The organism is Brasilonema octagenarum UFV-OR1, assembly GCF_963888615.1.
Lineage (GTDB): Bacteria > Cyanobacteriota > Cyanobacteriia > Cyanobacteriales > Nostocaceae > Brasilonema > Brasilonema sennae.
The window spans coordinates 1-21,054 of sequence record NZ_CAWPKW010000256.1; the positions used below are offsets into that span (position 1 = coordinate 1).

Annotated in this window: 8 protein-coding genes and 1 pseudogene; 6 read left to right on the forward strand and 3 right to left on the reverse strand. The window is 41.9% G+C overall.

From position 1 onward, the window contains the following. The 3 genes from AC5590_RS20785 to AC5590_RS20795 form a co-directional block, all read right to left on the reverse strand. The coding region (locus tag AC5590_RS20785) for a non-ribosomal peptide synthetase (protein WP_169265337.1) at window positions 1-6,089 on the reverse strand (6,089 nt) is incomplete at its 3' end. A gap of 2 nt (window positions 6,090-6,091) precedes the next feature. Then, a complete protein-coding gene (locus AC5590_RS20790) occupies window positions 6,092-9,535 on the reverse strand; it encodes a non-ribosomal peptide synthetase (protein ID WP_169265338.1) in 3,444 nt (1,147 codons plus the stop codon). Further along, window positions 9,532-13,770, reverse strand: a complete 4,239-nt coding sequence (locus AC5590_RS20795) for an SDR family NAD(P)-dependent oxidoreductase (protein ID WP_169265339.1) — start codon at window positions 13,768-13,770, stop codon at window positions 9,532-9,534. Before AC5590_RS20795 ends, AC5590_RS20790 begins: the two co-directional genes overlap by 4 nt. 1,113 nt (window positions 13,771-14,883) lie before the next feature. On the opposite strand from AC5590_RS20795, the gene AC5590_RS20800 reads away from it, so the two are divergent. The 6 genes and pseudogenes from AC5590_RS20800 (at window position 14,884) to AC5590_RS20825 (ending at window position 21,018) form a co-directional block, all read left to right on the forward strand. After that, on the forward strand, window positions 14,884-16,968 hold the full coding sequence (locus AC5590_RS20800) for a patatin-like phospholipase family protein (protein WP_169265340.1): 2,085 nt from the start codon (window positions 14,884-14,886) through the stop codon (window positions 16,966-16,968). 96 nt (window positions 16,969-17,064) lie between these two features. Continuing rightward, window positions 17,065-17,226, forward strand: coding sequence for a hypothetical protein (locus AC5590_RS20805; protein WP_169265341.1), 162 nt, complete (start codon window positions 17,065-17,067; stop codon window positions 17,224-17,226). A 175-nt stretch (window positions 17,227-17,401) separates the two neighbouring features. Beyond that, a complete protein-coding gene (locus tag AC5590_RS20810) occupies window positions 17,402-17,794 on the forward strand; it encodes a hypothetical protein (RefSeq protein WP_169265342.1) in 393 nt (130 codons plus the stop codon). A gap of 439 nt (window positions 17,795-18,233) precedes the next feature. Further along, entirely contained in the window at window positions 18,234-19,325 is a 1,092-nt protein-coding gene (gene leuB, locus AC5590_RS20815; RefSeq protein ID WP_169265343.1) for a 3-isopropylmalate dehydrogenase, read from the forward strand. A gap of 139 nt (window positions 19,326-19,464) precedes the next feature. Next, window positions 19,465-19,608, forward strand: a pseudogene (locus AC5590_RS20820) (3-isopropylmalate dehydratase); the annotation flags it as partial. A gap of 132 nt (window positions 19,609-19,740) precedes the next feature. Further along, window positions 19,741-21,018 (forward strand): 3-isopropylmalate dehydratase large subunit, encoded by a 1,278-nt coding sequence (locus tag AC5590_RS20825; protein WP_248277237.1) that lies wholly within the window; start codon window positions 19,741-19,743, stop codon window positions 21,016-21,018. The last annotated feature ends 36 nt before the right edge of the window (window positions 21,019-21,054 follow it).

Sequence of the window (21,054 nt, forward strand, 5' to 3'; positions counted from 1 at the left end):
ACAACGGTCAAAGCTCGCCGGGGGAAGCTTCCCCCGGCAGACTTTGGGGGAACCCCCGCACGGCGCTGCTCTCCGCAACGCACTGACTCCTCTGCTCCCCTGCTTCTTTTAAAGGGGTTAGGGATAAATTTTTCTTGTGTTAACTCACTTCGGTTGAAATAGCCTTGCGCTAAAAGGACACCAGCAATATACAATTCTCCTGGTACACCAACGGGTACAGGCTGTAAATATTTATCTAGTATATAGATTTGTGTATTGGCAATAGGTCGCCCAATCGGAGGAAGTAGCGGCCAAGTCTCTACTGAATTATTCACAGTAAAACTAGTGGCTAAATGGGTCTCTGACGGTCCATAATGATTGTGCAATGTACAATCATTTAATCTGCTTAACCATTGAGAAATAGCGGGAGTAATCTGCAACTGTTCCCCAGCGGTAATGATTTCTCTCAAATGAGTATTAACTAATTCGCTACCAACAGCGACTTCAGCTAGTTGCTGTAAGGCAACAAAGGGAACAAATAGTCTTTCAACAGCTTTTTGTTGAAGAAAACCTAACAAAGCTGAGGCATCTCGGCGTAATTCCTCCCCAACTAGGAACAATGTGCCTCCAGAACACCAGGTGGTGAATATTTCTTGGAAGGAGACATCAAAGTTAATCGAAGCAAATTGCACGGTTTTTGCTCCACGAGCAATTTTCAGATTGTCCCTATGCCACATAATCAAATTGCAAAGGGCAACCTGATTCATGGCTATACCCTTAGGTTGACCTGTAGAACCAGAAGTATAAATTATATAAGCTAAGTTATTTGCTTGTCCGTCGGAGATAAGATTACCCTGACTGCACTGGGAAATCAGTTCAGCGTCAGTATCCAAACAAACAAGCTGTGCTTGATAAGAGGCAGGAGAACTCAAGGCCCCCTCTTTCCCCCTGCCCCCTGCTAAGAGCCCCCCTGCTTCTTCACACTGGGGCAGTCGGTCAACGAGTGACTGCTGGGTCAGCAAAACTGAAACTTGAGCATCTTCTAAAACAAAGCTCAAACGCTCAGGCGGATACTCAGGATCAAGTGGCAGGTATGCACCACCTGCTTTGAGAATCCCCAGTAGTCCTATGACCATCTCTAAAGAACGCTCTACACACAGACCGACCAGGACATCAGCTTCTACACCCAATGAGCGCAAGTAGTCCGCCAACTGGTTAGCGCGGTAGTTTAATTCATAGTAAGTAAGCTGTTCATTTTCAAACTCCACTGCCACTGCATTGGGTGTATGCTCCACCTGCTCCTCAAACAACTGATGGATGCACTTATCAGAAGGATAATTCACCCCTGTATCGTTCCATTCGACAAGTAACTTTTGTTGCTCCTGTTGTGTCAATAGGGGCAACTGGGAGATTTGCTGTTCTGGGTTAGCAATAATACCTTCAAGCAAGGTAACAAAATGACCCGTCATTCGCTCTATGGTACTAGCATCAAACAAGTCAGTGTTGTACTCCCAAATCCCTACCAACCCAGAGGCAGTGTTATGCATGATTAAAGTTAAATCAAACCTTGCATTTGCGCCTTTGATTGGGAATGGACTGACACTTAGCCCAGTCAGTTCTACCCCGGATGTGGGCGCATTCTGGAGGACAAACATTACCTGAAACAGTGGTGTATGGCCCAGATTCCGTTCTGGCTGCAATGCTTCCACCAGCATTTCAAATGGCAAATGCTGATGAGAGTATGCCTCCATTGCCATGGAACGAACACGACCTAGTAATTCGCTAAAACTGGGGTTGCCTGCCAAGTTAGAACGCATGACCAAAGTGTTGACAAAAAAGCCAATTAACCCTTCTATTTCACTGCGATCGCGATTAGCAATTGGCGAACCCACCAAAATATCTTCTTGTCCTGTGTAACGATAAAGTAGCGTATCAAACGCTGCCAACAGCGTCATGAACAAGGTGACTCCTTGTTGCTGACTCAGTTGTGTCAGTTCACCAGTTAGCTTCTGTGAGAGTGCAAACTCTTGATATGCTCCGTTGTCAGTCTGCACAGCAGGTCTGGGTCGGTCTGTGGGTAACGATAATAAAGCTGGTGCGTTTGCCAGTTTTTGTTGCCAGTAATTCAATTGACTTTGTAATACGTCTCCTTGCAACCACTGTCTTTGCCAAATGGCGAAATCTGTGTATTGCAGAGGTAGTGGTGCTAACGGTGACGGCTGACCTTGAGAATAAGCTTTGTACAGTGCCGCTAGTTCTTGGATAAACACACCCATTGACCAGCCGTCTGAGACAATATGGTGCATACACAGTAATAAAACGTGTTCTGTCTCGGACAGCACTACTAATGTTGCTCTGACTAATGCTTGGTTTGCCAGGTCAAACGGTTGAATAGCTTGTTTTTTTGCTAATTGCTGTGTGGCGATTTCTTGTTCACTGGTTGGCAAATGTGGCAACTCAACAACACATACTGTCCAATTCGTCTGTTTTTGAATAATTTGCGTTGGTTGTCCATCAACTGTGATGAAGTTGGTGCGTAAAGCTTCGTGGCGATGAATTATTTCTTGTAAGCTTTGTTCTAAGGCTGTCACGCTCAGAGTTCCGACTATATGCAAAGCAAAGGGTATGTTGTAGAAAGCACTGTTCGGCTCGAACTGGTCTAAAAACCACAGCCGTGTTTGGGCAAATGATAGTGGCAATTCTGCATCTCTTGCCCGCCTTAAAATGGGTAGGGCAGTTAGTTCTAAGTCCTGTTGCTGTAACTGCTCAATCTCTTGTGCCAATTGGGCAACTGTGGCTGCGGCAAACAAGCTACGCAATGGTAGTTCTACTTTGAAAATGTTGCGGATGCGTGAAACTAGTTGCGTTGCTAATAGGGAATGTCCACCCAGTTCAAAGAAGTTATTATGAATGCCAACTTGTTCTACTTTTAAGACTTGCGCCCAAATTTGTGCCAGCATTTCCTCAATGGGTGTGCGCGGGGCGACAAATTTTTCTAGCAGTGTGCTGTCTAACTCCGGTTTTGGCAAGGCGTGGCGATCTACTTTGCCGTTGGGAGTCAGAGGTAAGGACTGCAGCAGCACAAAAGCACTTGGTATCATGTACTCTGGTAGCTTTGCTTTCAGAAACTGACGCAGTTCTGTGACTGTGGGAGATTGTTCAATCTGCGGCACTACATAAGCTACTAAACGTTTGTCGCCCGGTTCATCCTCTCGTAGCATCACCACGCTTTCCCACACATCTGGGTGAGAAGCCAGTAATGCCTCAATTTCTCCCAACTCTATGCGGAAGCCACGAATTTTTACTTGATGGTCAATTCTGCCTAAATATTCAATGTTTCCATCAGAACGATAACGTGCTAAATCACCCGTTTTATATAAATATTTTCCTGCTTCAAAGGGGCTAGAAATAAACTTTTCTTGAGTCAATTGGGGTTTATTCCAATAACCACGTGCTAATCCCACACCACCAATATGTAACTCACCACTAACTCCAATGGGAACAGGTTGTAAATGTTTATCTAAGATATATATCTGTGTATTGGCAATTGGACGACCAATAGGAACAAGTTTCTCATTACTATTGGGTTGACAAGCCCAAAAAGTTACATCAATTGCCGCTTCAGTTGGCCCATAAAGGTTGTGTAATTCAGCGTTTAATCGTTCAAAAAAGCATTTTTCTAGATTAATAGATAAAGCTTCTCCGCTACAAATTACCCGTTTGATACTACCACATTTTTCTAGTTCGGTTTCTTCTAGAAACACTTGCAACATTGAGGGAACAAAGTGAACTGTCGTAATTTTTTCTTGGGCAATTAGTTGGGCTAAATAACGGCTATCTTGATGTCCACCTGGTCTAGCGATAATTAAACTCGCACCTGTGAATAAAGGCCAGAAAAATTCCCAAACTGAAACATCAAAGCTAAAGGGTGTCTTTTGTAAAACTTTATCGGTTACTGTTAGTTGATATATATCTTGCATCCACAATAGACGGTTACACAAGCCTTTATGAGTGTTCATTGCACCTTTAGGCTTTCCTGTGGAACCGGAGGTGTAAATTACATAAGCTAAGTTTTCTGTTGTAACTTCATTAATTGGGTTTTGAGGGCTGTAAGCAGCAAACTCTTGACAATTGGGGTTAATACATATCACTTGCGCTTGGTGTGGCGGTAGTTCTGGGACTAGATGTGGTTGCACTAACAACACCGACACTTGAGCATCTGCCAACATAAATGCTAAACGCTCTTTAGGATAAGTGGGATCTAAAGGTACATAAGCACCACCTGCTTTAATAATTGCTAATATCCCAATTACCATCTCTAAAGAGCGTTCCATGCAGATCCCAACCAATACGTCTGGTTTCACATCTAGAGTTTTGAGATAATGGGCGATTTTGTTAGCGCGTTGATTTAACTCTCGGTAGGTAAGCTTTTGATTTTCAAATACAACTGCTACAGCATCCGGGGTGTGCTCTACTTGCTCCTCAAATAACTGATGGATACACTTCTCACCAGGATAGTCTACTTGAGTGTTGTTCCACTCCACCAACAATTGATGACGCTCTGCGGTCGTCAACAGTGGTAATTCTGCAATTCGCTCTTTAGGATTGGCAACAATTGCTTGTAGTAAAGTTTGAAAATTTTGGGCGATGCGAGTAATTGTCGTTGCATCAAATAAATCAGCACTGTAACTCCAAACACCCTCCAAACCTCCTGAAACTTCCCAGTAGTTCACTTCCAGGTCAAACCTGACCATTTCATCAATTGGCGCGGACATGTTCTGGATGGTTAAACCTGGCAAATCCCCAAAAGACAGTGAAGCATTCTGAAGGGCAAACATCACTTGTACTAGAGGATTACGACTTAAATCTCGCTCAGGCTGTAATTTTTCAACCAACATCTCAAAGGGTAAGTCCTGATGGGAGTATGCTGACAAAGTTGTTTGCCGTACTTGCACTAAAAAGTCAGCAAAGCTGGGGTTGCCAGAGAGATCGCCCCTTAATGCTAGGGTATTAGCAAAAAATCCCATGAGCTGGTCGACGCTTTTGTTGTTGCGGTTAGCGATCGCCGAGCCAACAACAATATCTAATTGACCACTATAACGAGAAATTAATACCAAAAAAGCTGCCACTAGAGTCATAAATAAAGTTGCGTCTGACTCTTGGCTCAGCTGCTTGAGGCGTTGTGTGAGGTGACGATCCAGTTGAAAACGCTCAACTCCACCTCGGAAGGTCTGAACTGGGGGACGTGGCTTATCAGTAGGCAGTTCTAGTACGCCAGGGACACCCGCTAACTGTTGCTGCCAGTAATCGAGTTGGCGTTCTAGGACTTCGCCTGTCAGCCACTGGCGTTGCCAAACTGCAAAGTCAGCGTATTGGATAGGTAATTTAGGTAATGGGTTGGGTAATCCTTGAGTGAAAGCTGCATATAGCTGCGATAACTCACGGTTGAAGATGTTCAAAGACCAGCCATCATAGATAATGTGGTGCATCTTCAACAGCAGTACATACTCCTGGTTACTCAGTTGGAGTAAAGTGAATTGCACTAATGGCCCAACAGCTAGATCGAAAGGGTCAGATGCCTGAGAATTGGCCATTTGCCGAATCCGATCGCTTTGTTCCTGAACTGACAACCCCTGCAAATCATAGACTGGTAAAGTTAAGGCAGTAAAAGGGGCAATTCGCTGAACAGGTTTTCCGTCTACTGTGGGAAAATTTGTTCTTAAAATCTCGTGGCGACAAACGAGTTCACCCAGGCTCTGCTCTAGTGCAACTATATTCAGCGATCCCTCTAGCCGCAGAATGAGTAGCATATTATAAGAACGACTGTCGGGTGAGAGCTGGTGCAAAAACCAGAGCCGCTGCTGTGCAAAAGATAGCGGTAGTTCAACGTCGCGTGGCACTGGTTGAATCGACAACTGATGAGCAGCTTTAACCTGCTTTGCTTGTTGTAAAAACAGCACAATTTCTGTTTTGCGCCCAGCTATTTCCTGACGTAGTGTTGGAGTTAACGCCCCTTCTGGTGCGTGACAACGTAAGCGCTCGCCATCGACCTCTAGTTCAATACTTAAGTTTGTCAGGTGACGAATGAATTCAAGGGTGCTGTTAGTCATGCTCAAAACTCCACTACCTCACTACCGACTTCTTTAATTGATAAATTTTGTGTTACCAAATCCACTACTTCTATGTACGCTGCTATCCCAGCTACTGTGGGAGACTCAAACATTATCTGTATAGATAGGTCAAGTCCAAAAGCTGAGTTGATCTCTGACAGGACTTGGATAGCGAGTAGGGAATGTCCCCCTAGTTCAAAAAAATTATCGTGAATGCCTACTTGCTCTACTTTTAGCACTTGCGCCCAAATTTGTGCCAACGTTTTTTCAATAGAGGTACGCGGAGCTACATATTTGTCTGCTACTTCACTGTAGAAATCGGGTACTGGTAAGGCGTGGCGATCTACTTTGCCGTTGGGAGTAAGCGGTAGAGCTTCTAGGATCACTATTGCACTTGGCACCATATACTCTGGTAACTTTTGCTTCAGGAAGCTACGCAGTTCGCTAACTGTAAGTGTACTGAGCGAAGTCGAAGTACAAGTCTGCTCTTTTTGAGGCACAATGTAAGCGACTAGGCGTTTGTCCCCAGGAGTATCTTCGCGGGCGATAACACAAGATGCCTGCACATGGGGATATTGACTCACAACTGTTTCGATTTCGCCTAATTCGATGCGAAAACCCCGAATTTTTACTTGATTGTCAATGCGTCCTACGTATTCAATGTTGCCATCTGGTAAATAGCGTACTAAATCCCCAGTTTTGTAGAGGCGTTCAACTTTATTAAATAATTCAATTTCAATAAATTTTTCGGCAGTAGTTTCAGGACGATTAAAATAGCCTTGTGCTAATCCAGCACCACCAATGTGTAACTCTCCTGGTACACCTACAGTTACGGGCTGGAGATTTTTATCTAAGATATAAACTTGGGTATTAGCAATTGGACGACCAATAGCAATAGTTGTAGCGTCTTCGGGAACATCCTGCACCAAGTACCAGGAAGTAAATGTTGTATTCTCTGTCGGTCCATAAACATGCAGTAGTCGCTGCGGCGCACCATTGTCCAGTACTTTTTTCACCCATTTAGGATCGACAGCCTCGCCTCCAAATAAAAGATGCCGTAGTGAATTGAAAGCAGAGGGTACTTCTTGAGCAATTTGATTGAACAACGCGGTTGTTAAGAATAAAACGCTGATAGTTTGCGCTTTAATAAAGGCTGCGAAATCTTTGGGCGAAATTGCTAACTCTTTGCTTGCCCCAACTAACCGCGCTCCATTTAGTAAGGCTCCCCAAATTTCAAAAGTCGCAGCGTCGAAGGCGTAATTTGAGGCTTGTGCAATGACATCTTGAGTAGAAATGCTGATATAGTCGGTTTGTTTGACTAATCGAACTACACCTCGATGGATAATACTAACACCTTTGGGTTGACCTGTAGAACCGCTTGTGTACATTACATAAGCTAAGCTATCAGGTTTGATGCTGGTAGTCGGGTTGTATTTTGTTTGTTGATTGATGATATCCCAGTTTGAGTCTAAGCAAATGACACTAGCTTTGCAATCAGCGAATAGCTGCCGCGCTTCGCGATCGCCCAGCTTACTAACTAACTTTTCCTGACTCAATATCACTGATAGCTGAGTATCTTCAAGCATAAAGCTTAAACGCTCTTGGGGATACTCTGGATCAAGTGGCACATAAGCCCCACCCGCCTTGAGAATGCCCAGTATACCCACAATCATTTCTACTGAGCGTTCCACACAAATACCCACCAGCACATCGGCTTTCACACCCAGTGAGCGCAAGTAATGTGCCAACTGATTAGCTTGGGTGTTCAATTGTTGATAAGTGAGTTGTTGATTGTCAAACACCACCGCCACAGCATTTGGAGTGCGCTCTACCTGTTCCTCAAACAACTGATGGATACACTTATCTTGAGGATAGTCTACCTGAGTATCATTCCATTCCACTAATAACTGATGCCGTTCTGACTCAGTTAGCAAAGGTAATTTTCCAACTCTGTGATTGGGATCGCTGACTATTGTTTCTAACAAAGTCTGAAAATGACCTGTCATCCTAGCAATTGTATCTGCCTCAAACAGATCACTGTTATATTCCCACGACCCAATTAATCCCTCTTGTGTCTGCCAAATCGAAAGGCTCAAATCGCACTGAGACGTACCTCGTTCTACCATCTCTGGAGTCAGACTAATACCAGGTAACTCTAAAGTATCGAGCGAGAAATTTTCCAGAACAAACATCACCTGAAACAGGGGGTTGTAGCCAAGAGAACGTTCTGGCTGTAGTGCTTCTACCACTTGCTCAAATGGTACGTCTTGCTGTGCGTGAGCATCCCAGACAACAGAGCGGACTTGTTGGAGGAATTGAGAGAAGCTAGGATTATCTTCGATTTGAGTACGCAACACTAAAGTGTTGACAAAACAGCCAATTAGTGGGTCAATTTCTCGACGATTGCGGTTAGCAAAAGGCGAACCAATACAAATATCATCTACACCACTATAGCGATGGAGTAAAACTGCAAAAGCTGCCAGCAGCGTCATAAACAAGGTGACACCAGACTTTTGGCTGAGGGTTACCAGCTCGAAAGTTAAATGCTCTGGGAGTTGAAATTTTTTAGTAGCACCAGAGAAAGTCTGCACTGCTGGACGAGGATAATCCGTTGGCAACTCCAACAAAGGTGGCGCTCCCGCTAACTGTTGTTTCCAGTAATCAAGTTGCTTTTCTAGAACTTCTTTAGTTAACCACTGGCGTTGCCAAAGGGCAAAATCAGCGTATTGTACTGTTAACTCTGGTAAGGGATTTGGTTCACCTTTACTAAAAGCGTCATAAAGGACTTCTAACTCTTTGAAGAATATCCCCATTGACCAGCCATCAGTAATGATGTGGTGCATGGTCAAGATTAACAAGTGAGAATCTGCTTCCTGGCGCAGTAGAGTAGCTCGTAACAAAGGAGCGATACCCAAGTCAAAGGGTTGGCGAACTTCTTGAGTGACTATTTGTTGAATATCAGCTTCTTTTAAACCTTGTAAGTCCATCACTGGTATGGTGATGGTAAAGGTGGGCGAGATCGCCTGAAAAGGAACGCCCTCAATAACAGTAAAGGTAGTCCGTAAGGCTTCGTGACGGCGGATTATTTCGTTGATGCTCTGTTCTAAGGCTGTCACGGAAAGCTTGCCATTAATCCGTAATTGGAGACTTTCATTGTAGAATGGGCTTTCCTTATCCAACTGATGAAGAAACCACATCCTCTGTTGAGCAAAAGATAAAGGCAACTCCCCATCTCTAGAAACTGGTATTAGGGGGAAAGAGGTAGATTGTGTGGCTGTTTGAGCTTCTTTAAGAAAAGCAAGGATTTCTGTTTTTCGTTTTAGCAGTTCCTGCTGTATGGCTGCTGTCATCACTCCTTTAGGGGCGCGACAGCCAAGTTGATCTCCGTCAATCCAGATTTTTACACCTTTTGTCTGCAGGCTAGCTAAAAACTCTTCTGTGATCATATCCTTACCTCTTCATATTCTTCTTCAAGTGCCTCAATAGATCCACTCTTGTCCTGAGTTACTCCTCGAATCGCCTCAATACTTTGGGCTAAAGTCGCGATAGTAGGCGCTTTAAATAAACGCTGTAAAGACAATTCTAGTGAGAAATGTTCGCGTAATCGAGAAATCACTTGACCAGCTAGCAGGGAATTTCCCCCCAACTCAAAAAAGTTGTCGTGAATGCTTAAAGGTGGCACTCTCATTACTTCCTGCCAACATTGAGCAATTTTGAGCTCTATCTCGTTGCGTGGTTCTATTCGCTCCCTAATTTCTTGAGTGTTAATTCCCCCAATTAGGCGAACGCGATCAATTTCGCCGTTTTCAAGACAAGGCATTTGGGGCAGTTGTACTAATTTATAGTTGCAAGCAGTTCCAAAGCAATCTTGAACCTGAAAGTCTGGTAATTGAACAACCTCGTTACTACTGGCAGTGAAATAGGTAGTTAACTTCTGTAAACTAAAAGCTGACGATTGCCAACGTTGAATGTTTTGGTTAGTGCCATCCAAACCTATCAATAGATTGGCTTGCTGATGTTGTAAGCTTGCAAGCATCGAAGATATTGCTTGAGAAGAAGACATCACATAAAAACCTTTGCTACGGATCAGATTCTTCATCTGATATCCCTGGCTCATCCCTGTCTCATCCCACATACTCCAACTCATACAATAGCTCGCTAATTTACTGTTGGAATTTTGGTAATGAGAAAAGCGATCAAGAAAACTATTGGCAGCAGCATAAGCACCAACAGCAGTGCTACCAAAAAAACCGTGTGCCGAAGAAAAGTTGATGAAAATGCTGCCTTTATTGTCTTTCACCAGTTGATGCAATGCCCAAGCACCCAACACCTTGGGACGCAGTACTGCTGCTAAGTTCTCTTGAGTCTCTTCCAATACAAGCTGCTCATGGAAAGTTCCGGCTAAATGAATTATCCCATCCAGATTCTTACCCCATCGGGATTTAGCTTTTTCAACTATTATCTGTAACTGTTTTAAGTCACAAATATCAACAGCTTCGTAAATTATCTCTCCTTGCAGCCGTTCTAATTTTTGATATGCTTTCAAGCGTTGTGCAATAGAATCTTCTTTCTCTAAATAGGTATTCCAGGTACTTTTTTCAGGTATTGCAGTTCTGCCAACCAACACTAGTCTTGCTTGGTAATTTTTCAGCAGGTATTGGGCAATTTCAATACCTATACCACCGAGTCCTCCGGTAATTAAATAAGTTCCTCCTTGCTTAAAAGGAATTGAGGATTTCTGTTTGCTGGTAAATTCAACTTTTTCTAGACGAGGAATGAAACGCTGCCCATTTCTGTAGGCAACCTCTCGTTCTTTTGAGGAAACTTGCATCTCTTGTAAGATATAAGCTCCATTTGTTTTCACTTCAGCGAAAGGCAAATCGATATGGCGACAGTTCAACCAAGGTAATTCTTGAGGAATGGTTTTCAATAGCCCTAATACTGCTGATTTTTCATAGGCTGTTGGGTCATCTGAGGAAATAGACTGAATATGAGAAGAAATAAATAGTAATTGAATAGAATTATCAGAACCCTGAACTTTGGCTAGAGCTTGAACCAGAAACAATAAACTGTATATTCCATGCTCTTGTGCTTGTTCGAGAGCTTTTTGATTTTCGACTTCCCCAATATACTGGTCATAAGTCCATAGGTGAAGAATTTGACCAATTATAATGTTATCTGCTGCTAGGGATTCGATTAAAAGTTGGTATTCCTTGGGTTTTTCTGGAGTGATTGTGTAGCTTGAGTGATTAATTTTTTTGAAATCTTCTCCGGCTGAAACAGTGATGTATGGCAGGTTCTGCTCTGACAAGATTTGACATAAATATGTCCCCAACCCGAAAGAATCTAGAAATACTAGAGTAGGATTAATAACAATTAAAGAAGAACTAAAAGTAATAGGAGATTTGGGCTTCCATACTTGACGGTAGAACCAGTTAGGAACGGTATTGGTGTTACCCAGTAATATATCAATTCGTTTAATAATGGATTTAAACTCGTTTCTCTTGAAGCGCTGACTCAATTGAGAGCGTTGGATTTTACCAATGGCGGTTTTAGGAACAACTTCTTGAGCTACTGGAATTAGATAATCTGGATTTATTCCCACCTTGTTGATCACGGAAGTGCGAATTTCCTGAAGTAGAGCTACTAAACTGGTATCAACAGAGAGGGAAGTATTGAAAAATATAGCTAGTTTATCAATATTTATTCCGGGTTCTTTCACTGCACAAGCAGCTGTATAAGAAACTTCTACTCCTTTAACTTCTTCAACAGCGGCTTCGATTTCGTGGGAATAGTAGTTCAACCCATTGATAATAATGACATCTTTCTGCCGCCCAGTAATAGTTAAACGCCCTTGATGGAGAAATCCTAAATCCCCGGTGTTAAACCAACCATCAGCGCTGAAAGCTTCTTGGTTTGCTTGTGGATTTTGGTAGTAACCAGAAGTCACAGATGCACCTTTTACTTGTAAACGCCCAATTTTACCTTCTGTCACTATTTGTTCGTGTTCATCAACAATACGCAGTGAAGCACCAGCAATTGGAAGTCCAAGTTCTACAAATGAGGTATCATCTGATGAATATTCTAGAGAAAAACTGTCGGAATAAGTAATACCAGAAGAAGTTTCACACATCCCAAAGGCTGGGTGAATAGCATTAGTTTGGAAACCGTAACCTTTGAGCAGTTTTAAAAAATTCCTCGCTGTTTTAGTTACAATCGGCTCGCCAGCATTAATCACAAACTTTATTGAAGATAAATCCCAGTTTTTGCAACTGATATCGAAAGCGCGGTCACAAATTAAGGAAAAGGCAAAATTAGGTGCCCAACTAATCGTAGCTTGATGTTTGTCAATCAAATCTAGCCACTTGAGCGGATTTTGCACAATCAAACTAGTAGGCGCATGAATTTGTTGGCAACCAAGGCTAACAGCCATAATACTGAGAGACACTAGCGCCCCAACATGATCCAAAGGCATCCAGTTTAAAACGCTTTCCTGACTGGAGAAGTTACCCATTAAAACTAAGCCAGCCGTCATACTCAATATATTGTGATGATTTAGCATCACACACTTAGGTATACCAGTGCTACCAGAAGTCAAAAACAATATTGCTAAATCCTCTGGTTGACTTTGATATAAATTAAAATCTGCTTCGTACTCACGCAACTTATCAATAGTTGCAAGTTGAAAGTTTTTTAAATTTAAAAGTTTAGATAAATCATCAATGTTGGAAGCTAAAGAAGCGCTCGTCAGTACAAGAGGTTTACCCAACATCTGCCAAGTATTTTGTAGTTTGCTTGCGATACTGTTGGTTGGCTCATAAGTTGAGGCGATGGAGATTGGCACTGGAACAAAGCCCCCCAGCACGCAACCCCAAAAAGCACAAATGAAATCTTGATTATCCTCCAGTTGAAAAATGACTTTGTCTTGGGGCTTTAGTCCTAGGTTTCTCAATCCAGCTAAAATCCGTTGAGCATCCTGCCATAATTCCCGATAAGATTGAACTTTTTCAGTATCATCAGCTTGAACGTAGATGATACCTTTAGTTAAACTTTGAGCAGCACGTTGCAGTACTTCTTTTAAAGTTTTGGGAGTGTTTTGGAAGGATTGTTGTAATTCTCCGTGACTAATAGCTAGCTTTTGTGACGAGTCAGAGTTTTGATTTTCTACCTTTTCACTAGGTATAATTGCTTGTACTTTTTGCTGGTTATCTTCAGAGGCGAGTGCGTGATTTTCGAGTAGTAAATCTTCTAAATGTACGGGAGGAATTCTTTTAACGTGGGGTTCAACAACCACTGCAACACGTTCAATTTCTGACAATGACTCTAATTGCTCCTCTATGCGACGCATTAAGTCAGAGTCAATCACTTCTAAAGAAGCTAGAGTAACTTCATCTACCTGCCCTGCATCTGTTAAGGGTATGGTGGAAACTGGTACGAATGCTGTAGGTATCAATTCGGTAGGCAGAATTGTTTGCAGGTGAGACAACAATTGTTCTGGTACAAATAAACCTGATGGAACTACATAAGCAACTAACTCGTGTGTTCTTTTTTTTGTTTGTCTCTCTATTACTACACAATCATTAATAGTCAAACTGGCTCGGATAGCAACTTCTATTTCCTTATCTGTAAAACTTTTTTGACTGAAATTGACTAAAAGTTGATTAGAATTCTCTAACTGCATTAACTTGTATATCCTTCTTAAAGTCCGTTCTTTGAAAATTAAGATTACCTAACTGCCATACAGTACGAATAACGTCGGAGATGACATTTAAACCTCACACATATCCACAGTTTTTCAGCCACCATTTTAGCAGAATTAGCAGTTCTATCACTTGCCCTTTCCTGTCATTCAAATTCGTCTTATAGGCTTTTATTGTCATCTACACTCTATCTTGTACACACAAAGTATGATGGGCGATTCCAAAGGAAAGCAAACACCAAAAGGTGTATTGCATCTTCTTTAAAGCCATCTCTTTATATTTACTTTATAAATTACCCTTCTCTGGATTTTCTCCATTTCTAGCAAGGCGATCGCTCACATTTTGCACCAATATTAAAGATGTAATTGTAATTTAAGATTGAGTCATTAAACTACAATTCTTGATGAGCGCGATAAAAACCAAGAAAAATCCGGTTGCCTTATCGCGCACTTTTTACATTGCCTGGATTTTTACCTAGAGGTGCAAAATATGAGCGCAAAAGGGGCGCGATTACAGGCCTGCTAACGAATGAAACAAATACATTCATCGTGAAAACCTCAAATAGTTACTGACCATCACAATGTGTTTAGTGATAGCACATAGCGCTCAGTATAAGCGTTCGCATAAAGTTTTTCCCTCGTTCTCCTCCATCTAAACTGTTATTTTACAAATTTATACGATTACCCTTGTGAAGTTTCTTACGACACCCCTCATTTTAAAACATCTTTTCAACTTCAGCTTACAAATTCCTGAGCTTCACAAAAAAACTGTACCAATACTTAAGACAGTTAAGACAGTTAAGACAGTTAAGACAGTTAAGCAGATATTTAAAAGAATTAAAAAATAATTAAAACAGTGAATCAAGACAAGAATAGTTACAAACCATAACTGATTTGCAGCTAGAGCCGGTCTGCAAAGTCGCAACTATAGTAGAATGGCTGCAATTGCTCACATAGCGAGGAAGTTTTTAACGCGCTTTTCCTATCGTGTAGCTATACAACGGAACTAGTTGAGTCAATTGAAGAGTATGATTTAACATTAAAATTAGATTTGATAAACCTATAAAATAGACTCATATTTGGAGAAAAAATCTCGTGATAAACAAAGTAGAGACCCGATTAGTTCTAACATTTGATGGTCAGGAGAGTTACATAGATTTTGGTAAGAGTGATATTGGAGGTGTTTTTGCTGAGGGGAGTTCAGCTTTTACGATTTCTGGATGGATTAATCCTCATCAACTAACAAACAAAGCCAGCACTTATGGGACGCGCAATGTTTTTTTTGCCCGTTCTTCAGATAGATACAGTGATAATTTTGAGTTCGGCATAAGTGAGTCAGGAAATCTAGATGTATACATTGATGAGAAAGTTGACAATGTGATCAAAACCTTTGGCAATGGGGAATTAAGTGTCGGACAATGGCACTTCTTTGCTATTGTTTTTAATCAAGGTCAACTAACCATACATCTTGATGACCATGAATATGCTGGCTCTTTAACAGGTACCTTTTTAAACAAAGCAACTAGTTCTGTAACTCTTGGCGCGACTTTACACAACAACATATTTTTCACAGGTCAATTAGCTAACATTAGCGTCTGGAATTACCCCTGTTCCCAAACAGAAATTCAAACGCAACGCTATCAGCCTCTAGTTGGGAATGAAGAAGGATTAGTAGCTTACTGGACATTAAATGAAGCAGAAGGGACAACTATCCGAGACGAAACTGGAAATGGCTATGATGGAAAGCTGCATGGTAATCCTACTTGGGATTTAGCAGAACTTCCATTTACGCTCGCACAGTCCTCCAGTGAAGGCGAGAAACAAGGTGAAACGGCAAGTCTAGAGAACACTTCCCCTCTAACAGAAATTGCAGTACTACAGGAAGATTCCTCCACTCAAGCGATGACTGATTTAGCGCCAGTGGTAGGGGATGAGGATCAACCAAAGGAAGAAAAAGAGACAGAGAAAAAATCTACTAACGCCCAAACCTCTCTAACCTCCTTGCCAAAAGAGGGGGAAATCAAAATAAACCAAACGAATCAAAGCGGAGTTTTAGTCACTATTCAACCGCAGAAACAAGCACAAAAATTAACTCAGGAAGAATCTCAAGAAACCATGAATACGGCAGCGAATTCCAAATATAAAATACTTGCCATTGATGGAGGCGGTATTCGAGGCATTATTCCAGCACTCATACTGGCAGAAATTGAAAAGCGGACACAAAAGCCAATTTTTAGTTTGTTTGATTTGATTGCTGGCACTTCAAGCGGAGGAATTCTTGCACTCGGACTAACTAAACCTCGATTAACTCCACCAGATCTATCTGAAAACTTGTCAGTCGCCCAATACAGTGCAGAGGAACTTGTACAAATCTTTCTTGAATATGGATGTGAAATCTTTTACGAGCCATTATTTGAAAGAATACTCGGTCAGCTAGAGGATATATTTGTCCAGCCAAAATATTCTTCTGACGGCAGAGAGGAAATTTTCCGGCAATATTTTGGAGACACTCCTTTAGAAAAAAGTTTGAAAGAAGTTTTCGTCACTAGCTACGATATTGAGCAGCGAATTCCTATATTTTTTACAAATAAGCTGGACAAACAAGAGACAGTATCTCGAAACTTTCGCAAGTTATGCGCAGGTTTTACCCTTACAGACGCGGCACTAGCGACTAGCGCTACTCCCACTTATTTTGCTCCCCATCGTATTCCTAGTTATCATAATTCCAATAACTTCTATACTTTAGTTGATGGAGGATTAGTAGCTAATAATCCAGCAAATTTGGCGATTGTGGAAGCACAAATTAGTAGACAAGACAAAACACAACTCCTCAATACAGAGGATATTTTAGTCGTTTCCTTAGGTACAGGTTCCCTGACGAGTGTTTACCCTTATAACGATGTCAAGAATTGGGGACTTTTGCAATGGGCAAAACCGCTTTTAAATATTGTTTTGGACGGTGGTAGTGAAGTAGTAGCCGGAGAATTAGAACGATTATTTGAGTCTAATAACAAGGAAACGAAAAGTTATTATCGCTTCCAAACATTTTTAACTCCTGAATTGGAAGAAATAGATAATGCAAAACTGGAGAATCTCCGGAAGCTAGAAGTTATAGCCCATCGATTGATTGCCGAAAAGAGCCAAGACATCGATGAGTTGTGTAGTGTTTTATCAAACTAAATTTTATAGAACAATTCAGAATTCAGAGGTAAAACAGTTTCTAGGTTTGGCTTTGAGTCTTAAATTCCATATTTTACAAGAGTTCTCAACTACAGTATGAGTCTTAATCAGAGCAAGCAACAGGAGTTTATGCAACCAATGACAATTTTGAAGGGCGCAGTGGCGGTCGAACAGGCAAAAACTATTTCGCCTCCCCAAAAACGATGGCGATCTCAGTTTTTTTCGAGAAAATCAGTCACAATCTTGATTAAAGACTAAGCTATCAAGTAAGGGTAAATAGAGAAAATTTTCTAAAATCTTAACTCTATCTGAGCGTAAGTCACTCTATTCTCGCTTAGTCTAGATTTAATAATGGGTTTCTTTGTTTACAAAGACTCCAGTTTGATACCCTGAGTAATGTTTGAACCAAAACCTAAAATTTGAGGTAATTCCAATGGATGAAATCGTTAAAAAACTTGCCGGTCTGGGTCTTCCTGGCATAATTCTCGTGATTCTAACAGCCACAGCAGGAGGGAGTTCAGCTGCTGTTGCTGCTGCCCTCACAGCGGTGGGAGGACCGTTTGGCATCGTAGGAGGTATAGGATTGCTTGGTCTAATAACAGTTTTGGGAGATACTATAGCAGGATATGGAATTGAAGCTATTCTCAAGGCAGTTTATGCAGAACGTAGCAAAACGGAATCCGTGAGATTTCTCCTCAAAGAAATTAATGATTTACCCATTTCAGACGAACTAAAACTCAAACTGAAAAATCATATTAGTTCAGAAACTAATACTTATACTGTGCCATCTGATGAACCAAGGACAGTTGAAATTGTTGAAGAATAATTTCACTATTAAATTCGGTGATGCTTCATCTAAAATGTCACTATGTAGGTGTTAGCTCAATTTGTAACTTTCTTGTACAGGAAGGTAGAGTTATGTAGATGTAGAGTTTAGAAAAACTTAATCTACGACATTTTTTGAAAAATAATGACCTTTGAGTCCAACTATCCTGGATTAAATACTCAAAGGTCATTACTCAAAATTATCTAACTGATAGTGTTCCAGTAGTTTCTCAAACAATGGTTATCTTATACCCTGATACTTTTCATCCTTTAACCCTTATTTGAAAAATCTCTAGCTCATGTCACAACGTATTCATCAGTTATTTGAAAACAAAATTGTGTGAACTCCGCAAGCAATAGCTAGCGATCGCTCAATAAAAATCCCAAAGCTGAACAAGAACGCTATTTTACAGTGAACGAAGTGTTGGAGTTATGGAACAATGGGGTCTTTAAATAAGCCGTCTTATCGGATCGTCGCCATTCCTGGGGAAGGGATTGGACCAGAAGTTGTGGAAGCTTGCTTAGAAATTCTGCAACACGTTGCTAAACTTGAAGGATTTACTTTGCAGGTAGACTATGGTTGGCTTGGTGCAGCAGCTAAAGAGCAATTTGGTACTTACTTCCCTCAAGCTACTGCCCAACTATGCGATGGATCTGATGGAATTGTATTTGGCGCGACAAGTGTTGGAGGACTGCTAGAACTGCGAAAGCACTTCGACTTTTTTTGCAATCTTCGCCCGATTCGTATTGTTAACAGTCTGCTACATAAATCTAGCCTCCGACCAGAGAAAGTTCAAGGACTCGATATGCTAATCGTTCGAGAACTGGTCAGTGGGATTTATTTTGGACCAGCTGGACGGTCTTGCGATGATAACGGAGCTTATGGCTATCATACCATGCGCTATTATGATGAAGAGATTCGGCGAATTGCTCGCAAAGCCTTACAGCAAGCCCAACAACGACGAGGATTACTCACCGTAGCCCACAAAGAAAACGCCTTACCCCACTTGCCCTGGACTCGTCTAGTGCAAGAGGAAGCTACACAGTTTCCAGGTGTTATCGTGGAGCCAATGCTGGTGGATAACTTAGCTATGCAAATGGTTCTAAATCCTCAGAGATTTGATGTGATTTTGGCGGGCAATATGTTTGGAGATATTCTGAGCGATATTGGCGGTGCCTTAGTTGGCTCTATCGGCTTATTAGGATCAGCCAGTCTGAATGCTGATGGATTTGGGCTGTACGAAGCGATTCACGGCACAGCCCCAGACATTGCTGGCAAAGGAATTGCGAATCCTCTCGGAACTCTCGCAGCGTGTATTTTAATGCTTCAGCAATGGGGAAAAGTGGGGGCTGCCCAACGGATTATTGCAGCACAAGACCGAATTTTAGCTAAAGGATATCGAACAGCTGATTTGTCTCCCGAAGGAGCAGAAATTTCTGTCAAGACTGAAACCTTAGTTGACCTTTTGCTCGAAGAACTTTCCACCGTGCAACATTCTGAATTAGGAGTACTTCATGAGTCATGCAAATAAGGTTTTACATTTAGGAGATGATATCAATACCGATGATATTATTCCTGCTAATCGAGGAACAACAGATGATCCTGATCACTTAAAACAGTATGCCTTAGAACATCTTATTGGAGTAGGGGAGTTATTAAAATATAATGTGATTGAAGCGGGAGAAAATTTTGGGTGTGGTTCTAGTCGAGAAATTGCCCCCATTGCCCTCAAAGCCGCTGGAATTGAGAAGATTCGGGCGCGATCATTCGCCGAAATTTTTTACCGTAATAGCATTAATATTGGACTATCCCTAGAAATTCTGGGGGAAAAACAGCAGAATCCAGTAGTTGATGCGATATCAGCTGTTGGTGGGCTGATACCTTTTAATCAGATGCGTCGTCAGGGGAAAATTACCGTTCCTCCCAGCCTGACTCCGGAACGATCCATGACTTTAGTCGAAAAACTCTTGGCTAAAGCCTCTGGTAATTCCTACGTCCAGCCAGGAGAAGTGGTTTTTGCCCAGGTTGATTTAGCCTTATCCCACGATGCTGTCGCTGCGCCTGTAGCCAAGACATTTTATAAACACTATGGAGAAGGGGCAAAGTTGTGGGATTCGCAACGAGTGGTTTTGGTAGCAGATCACTTTATTCAAGTTAATGACATCCGTCCTGATAACAAAGCCCATCTCATGTATGAACAGATGGTTCAGTTTGCCCACGACCAAGGATGCCATTTATTTGATATAGTTTCTCCAGGCGAAGCAGCAGGCATCTGCCACGTTCTACTACCAGAAAAAGGATTTGTCCGACCAGGAATGATAATTGCTGGTACAGATTCTCATACCTGTACATATGGGGCATTGGGAGCCTTTTCCACGGGTGTAGGCACGACGGATATGGCGAATATTTATGCTATGGGTGATATGTGGATTCGTGTTCCGCAAACCCTAGTATTCGAGTTGTCTGGAACCCTACCTCCCCAAATCAGCGCTAAAGATATTATCCTGTTTATTCTGGGGCAAATCGGCTGTGCTGGCGCTACCAGTAAGGTCATGGAGTTTAGAGGGTCAATTCTTGCACAACTACCCTTTGATGAACGGTTAACTCTAGCCAATATGGCCATTGAGTGTGGTGCTATGTGTGGCTTGATTGTTCCTGATGACACGACTCGGAACTATGTGAGAAGCCGATCTTCACAAGGATTTGAAGAAATTCTTGCCGATCCAGATGCTGAGTACGAAAGAGTGTATCAATTTGACCTCAGTGATTTAGAACCGCAAGTCGCCCGCCCCCCGAAACCCGATCAGGTAGTCCCGATTAGTCAGTTAGAGGAGATTCCGATTACCAAAGCTTTTATTGGCTCTTGTACGGGGGGCAAACTCTACGATTTGGCTCAGGCTGCGGAAGTTTTGCAGGGTCGTCAAATAGCAGACAAAGTCAACTTGTTTATTGTACCTGCTTCCGTGGAGATTCGTGAAAAAGCTGAAGCATTAGGCTATCTTGAGATTTTTGAACAAGCAGGCGCACAGATTCTCAAGTCAGGTTGTGGGGCTTGTATCAATTCTGGACTTGGGGTTTTGGACAAAGAAGAAACAGGAGTTTATGCAACCAATCGCAATTTTAAAGGACGCAGTGGCGATCCAACAGGCAAAAACTATTTGGCCTCCCCGAGAACGGTGGCGATCTCTGCTGTTCTCGGCAAAATCAGTCACAATCTTGATTAAATACTAAGCTATTATCAAGTCAGGATAAATAAAAAC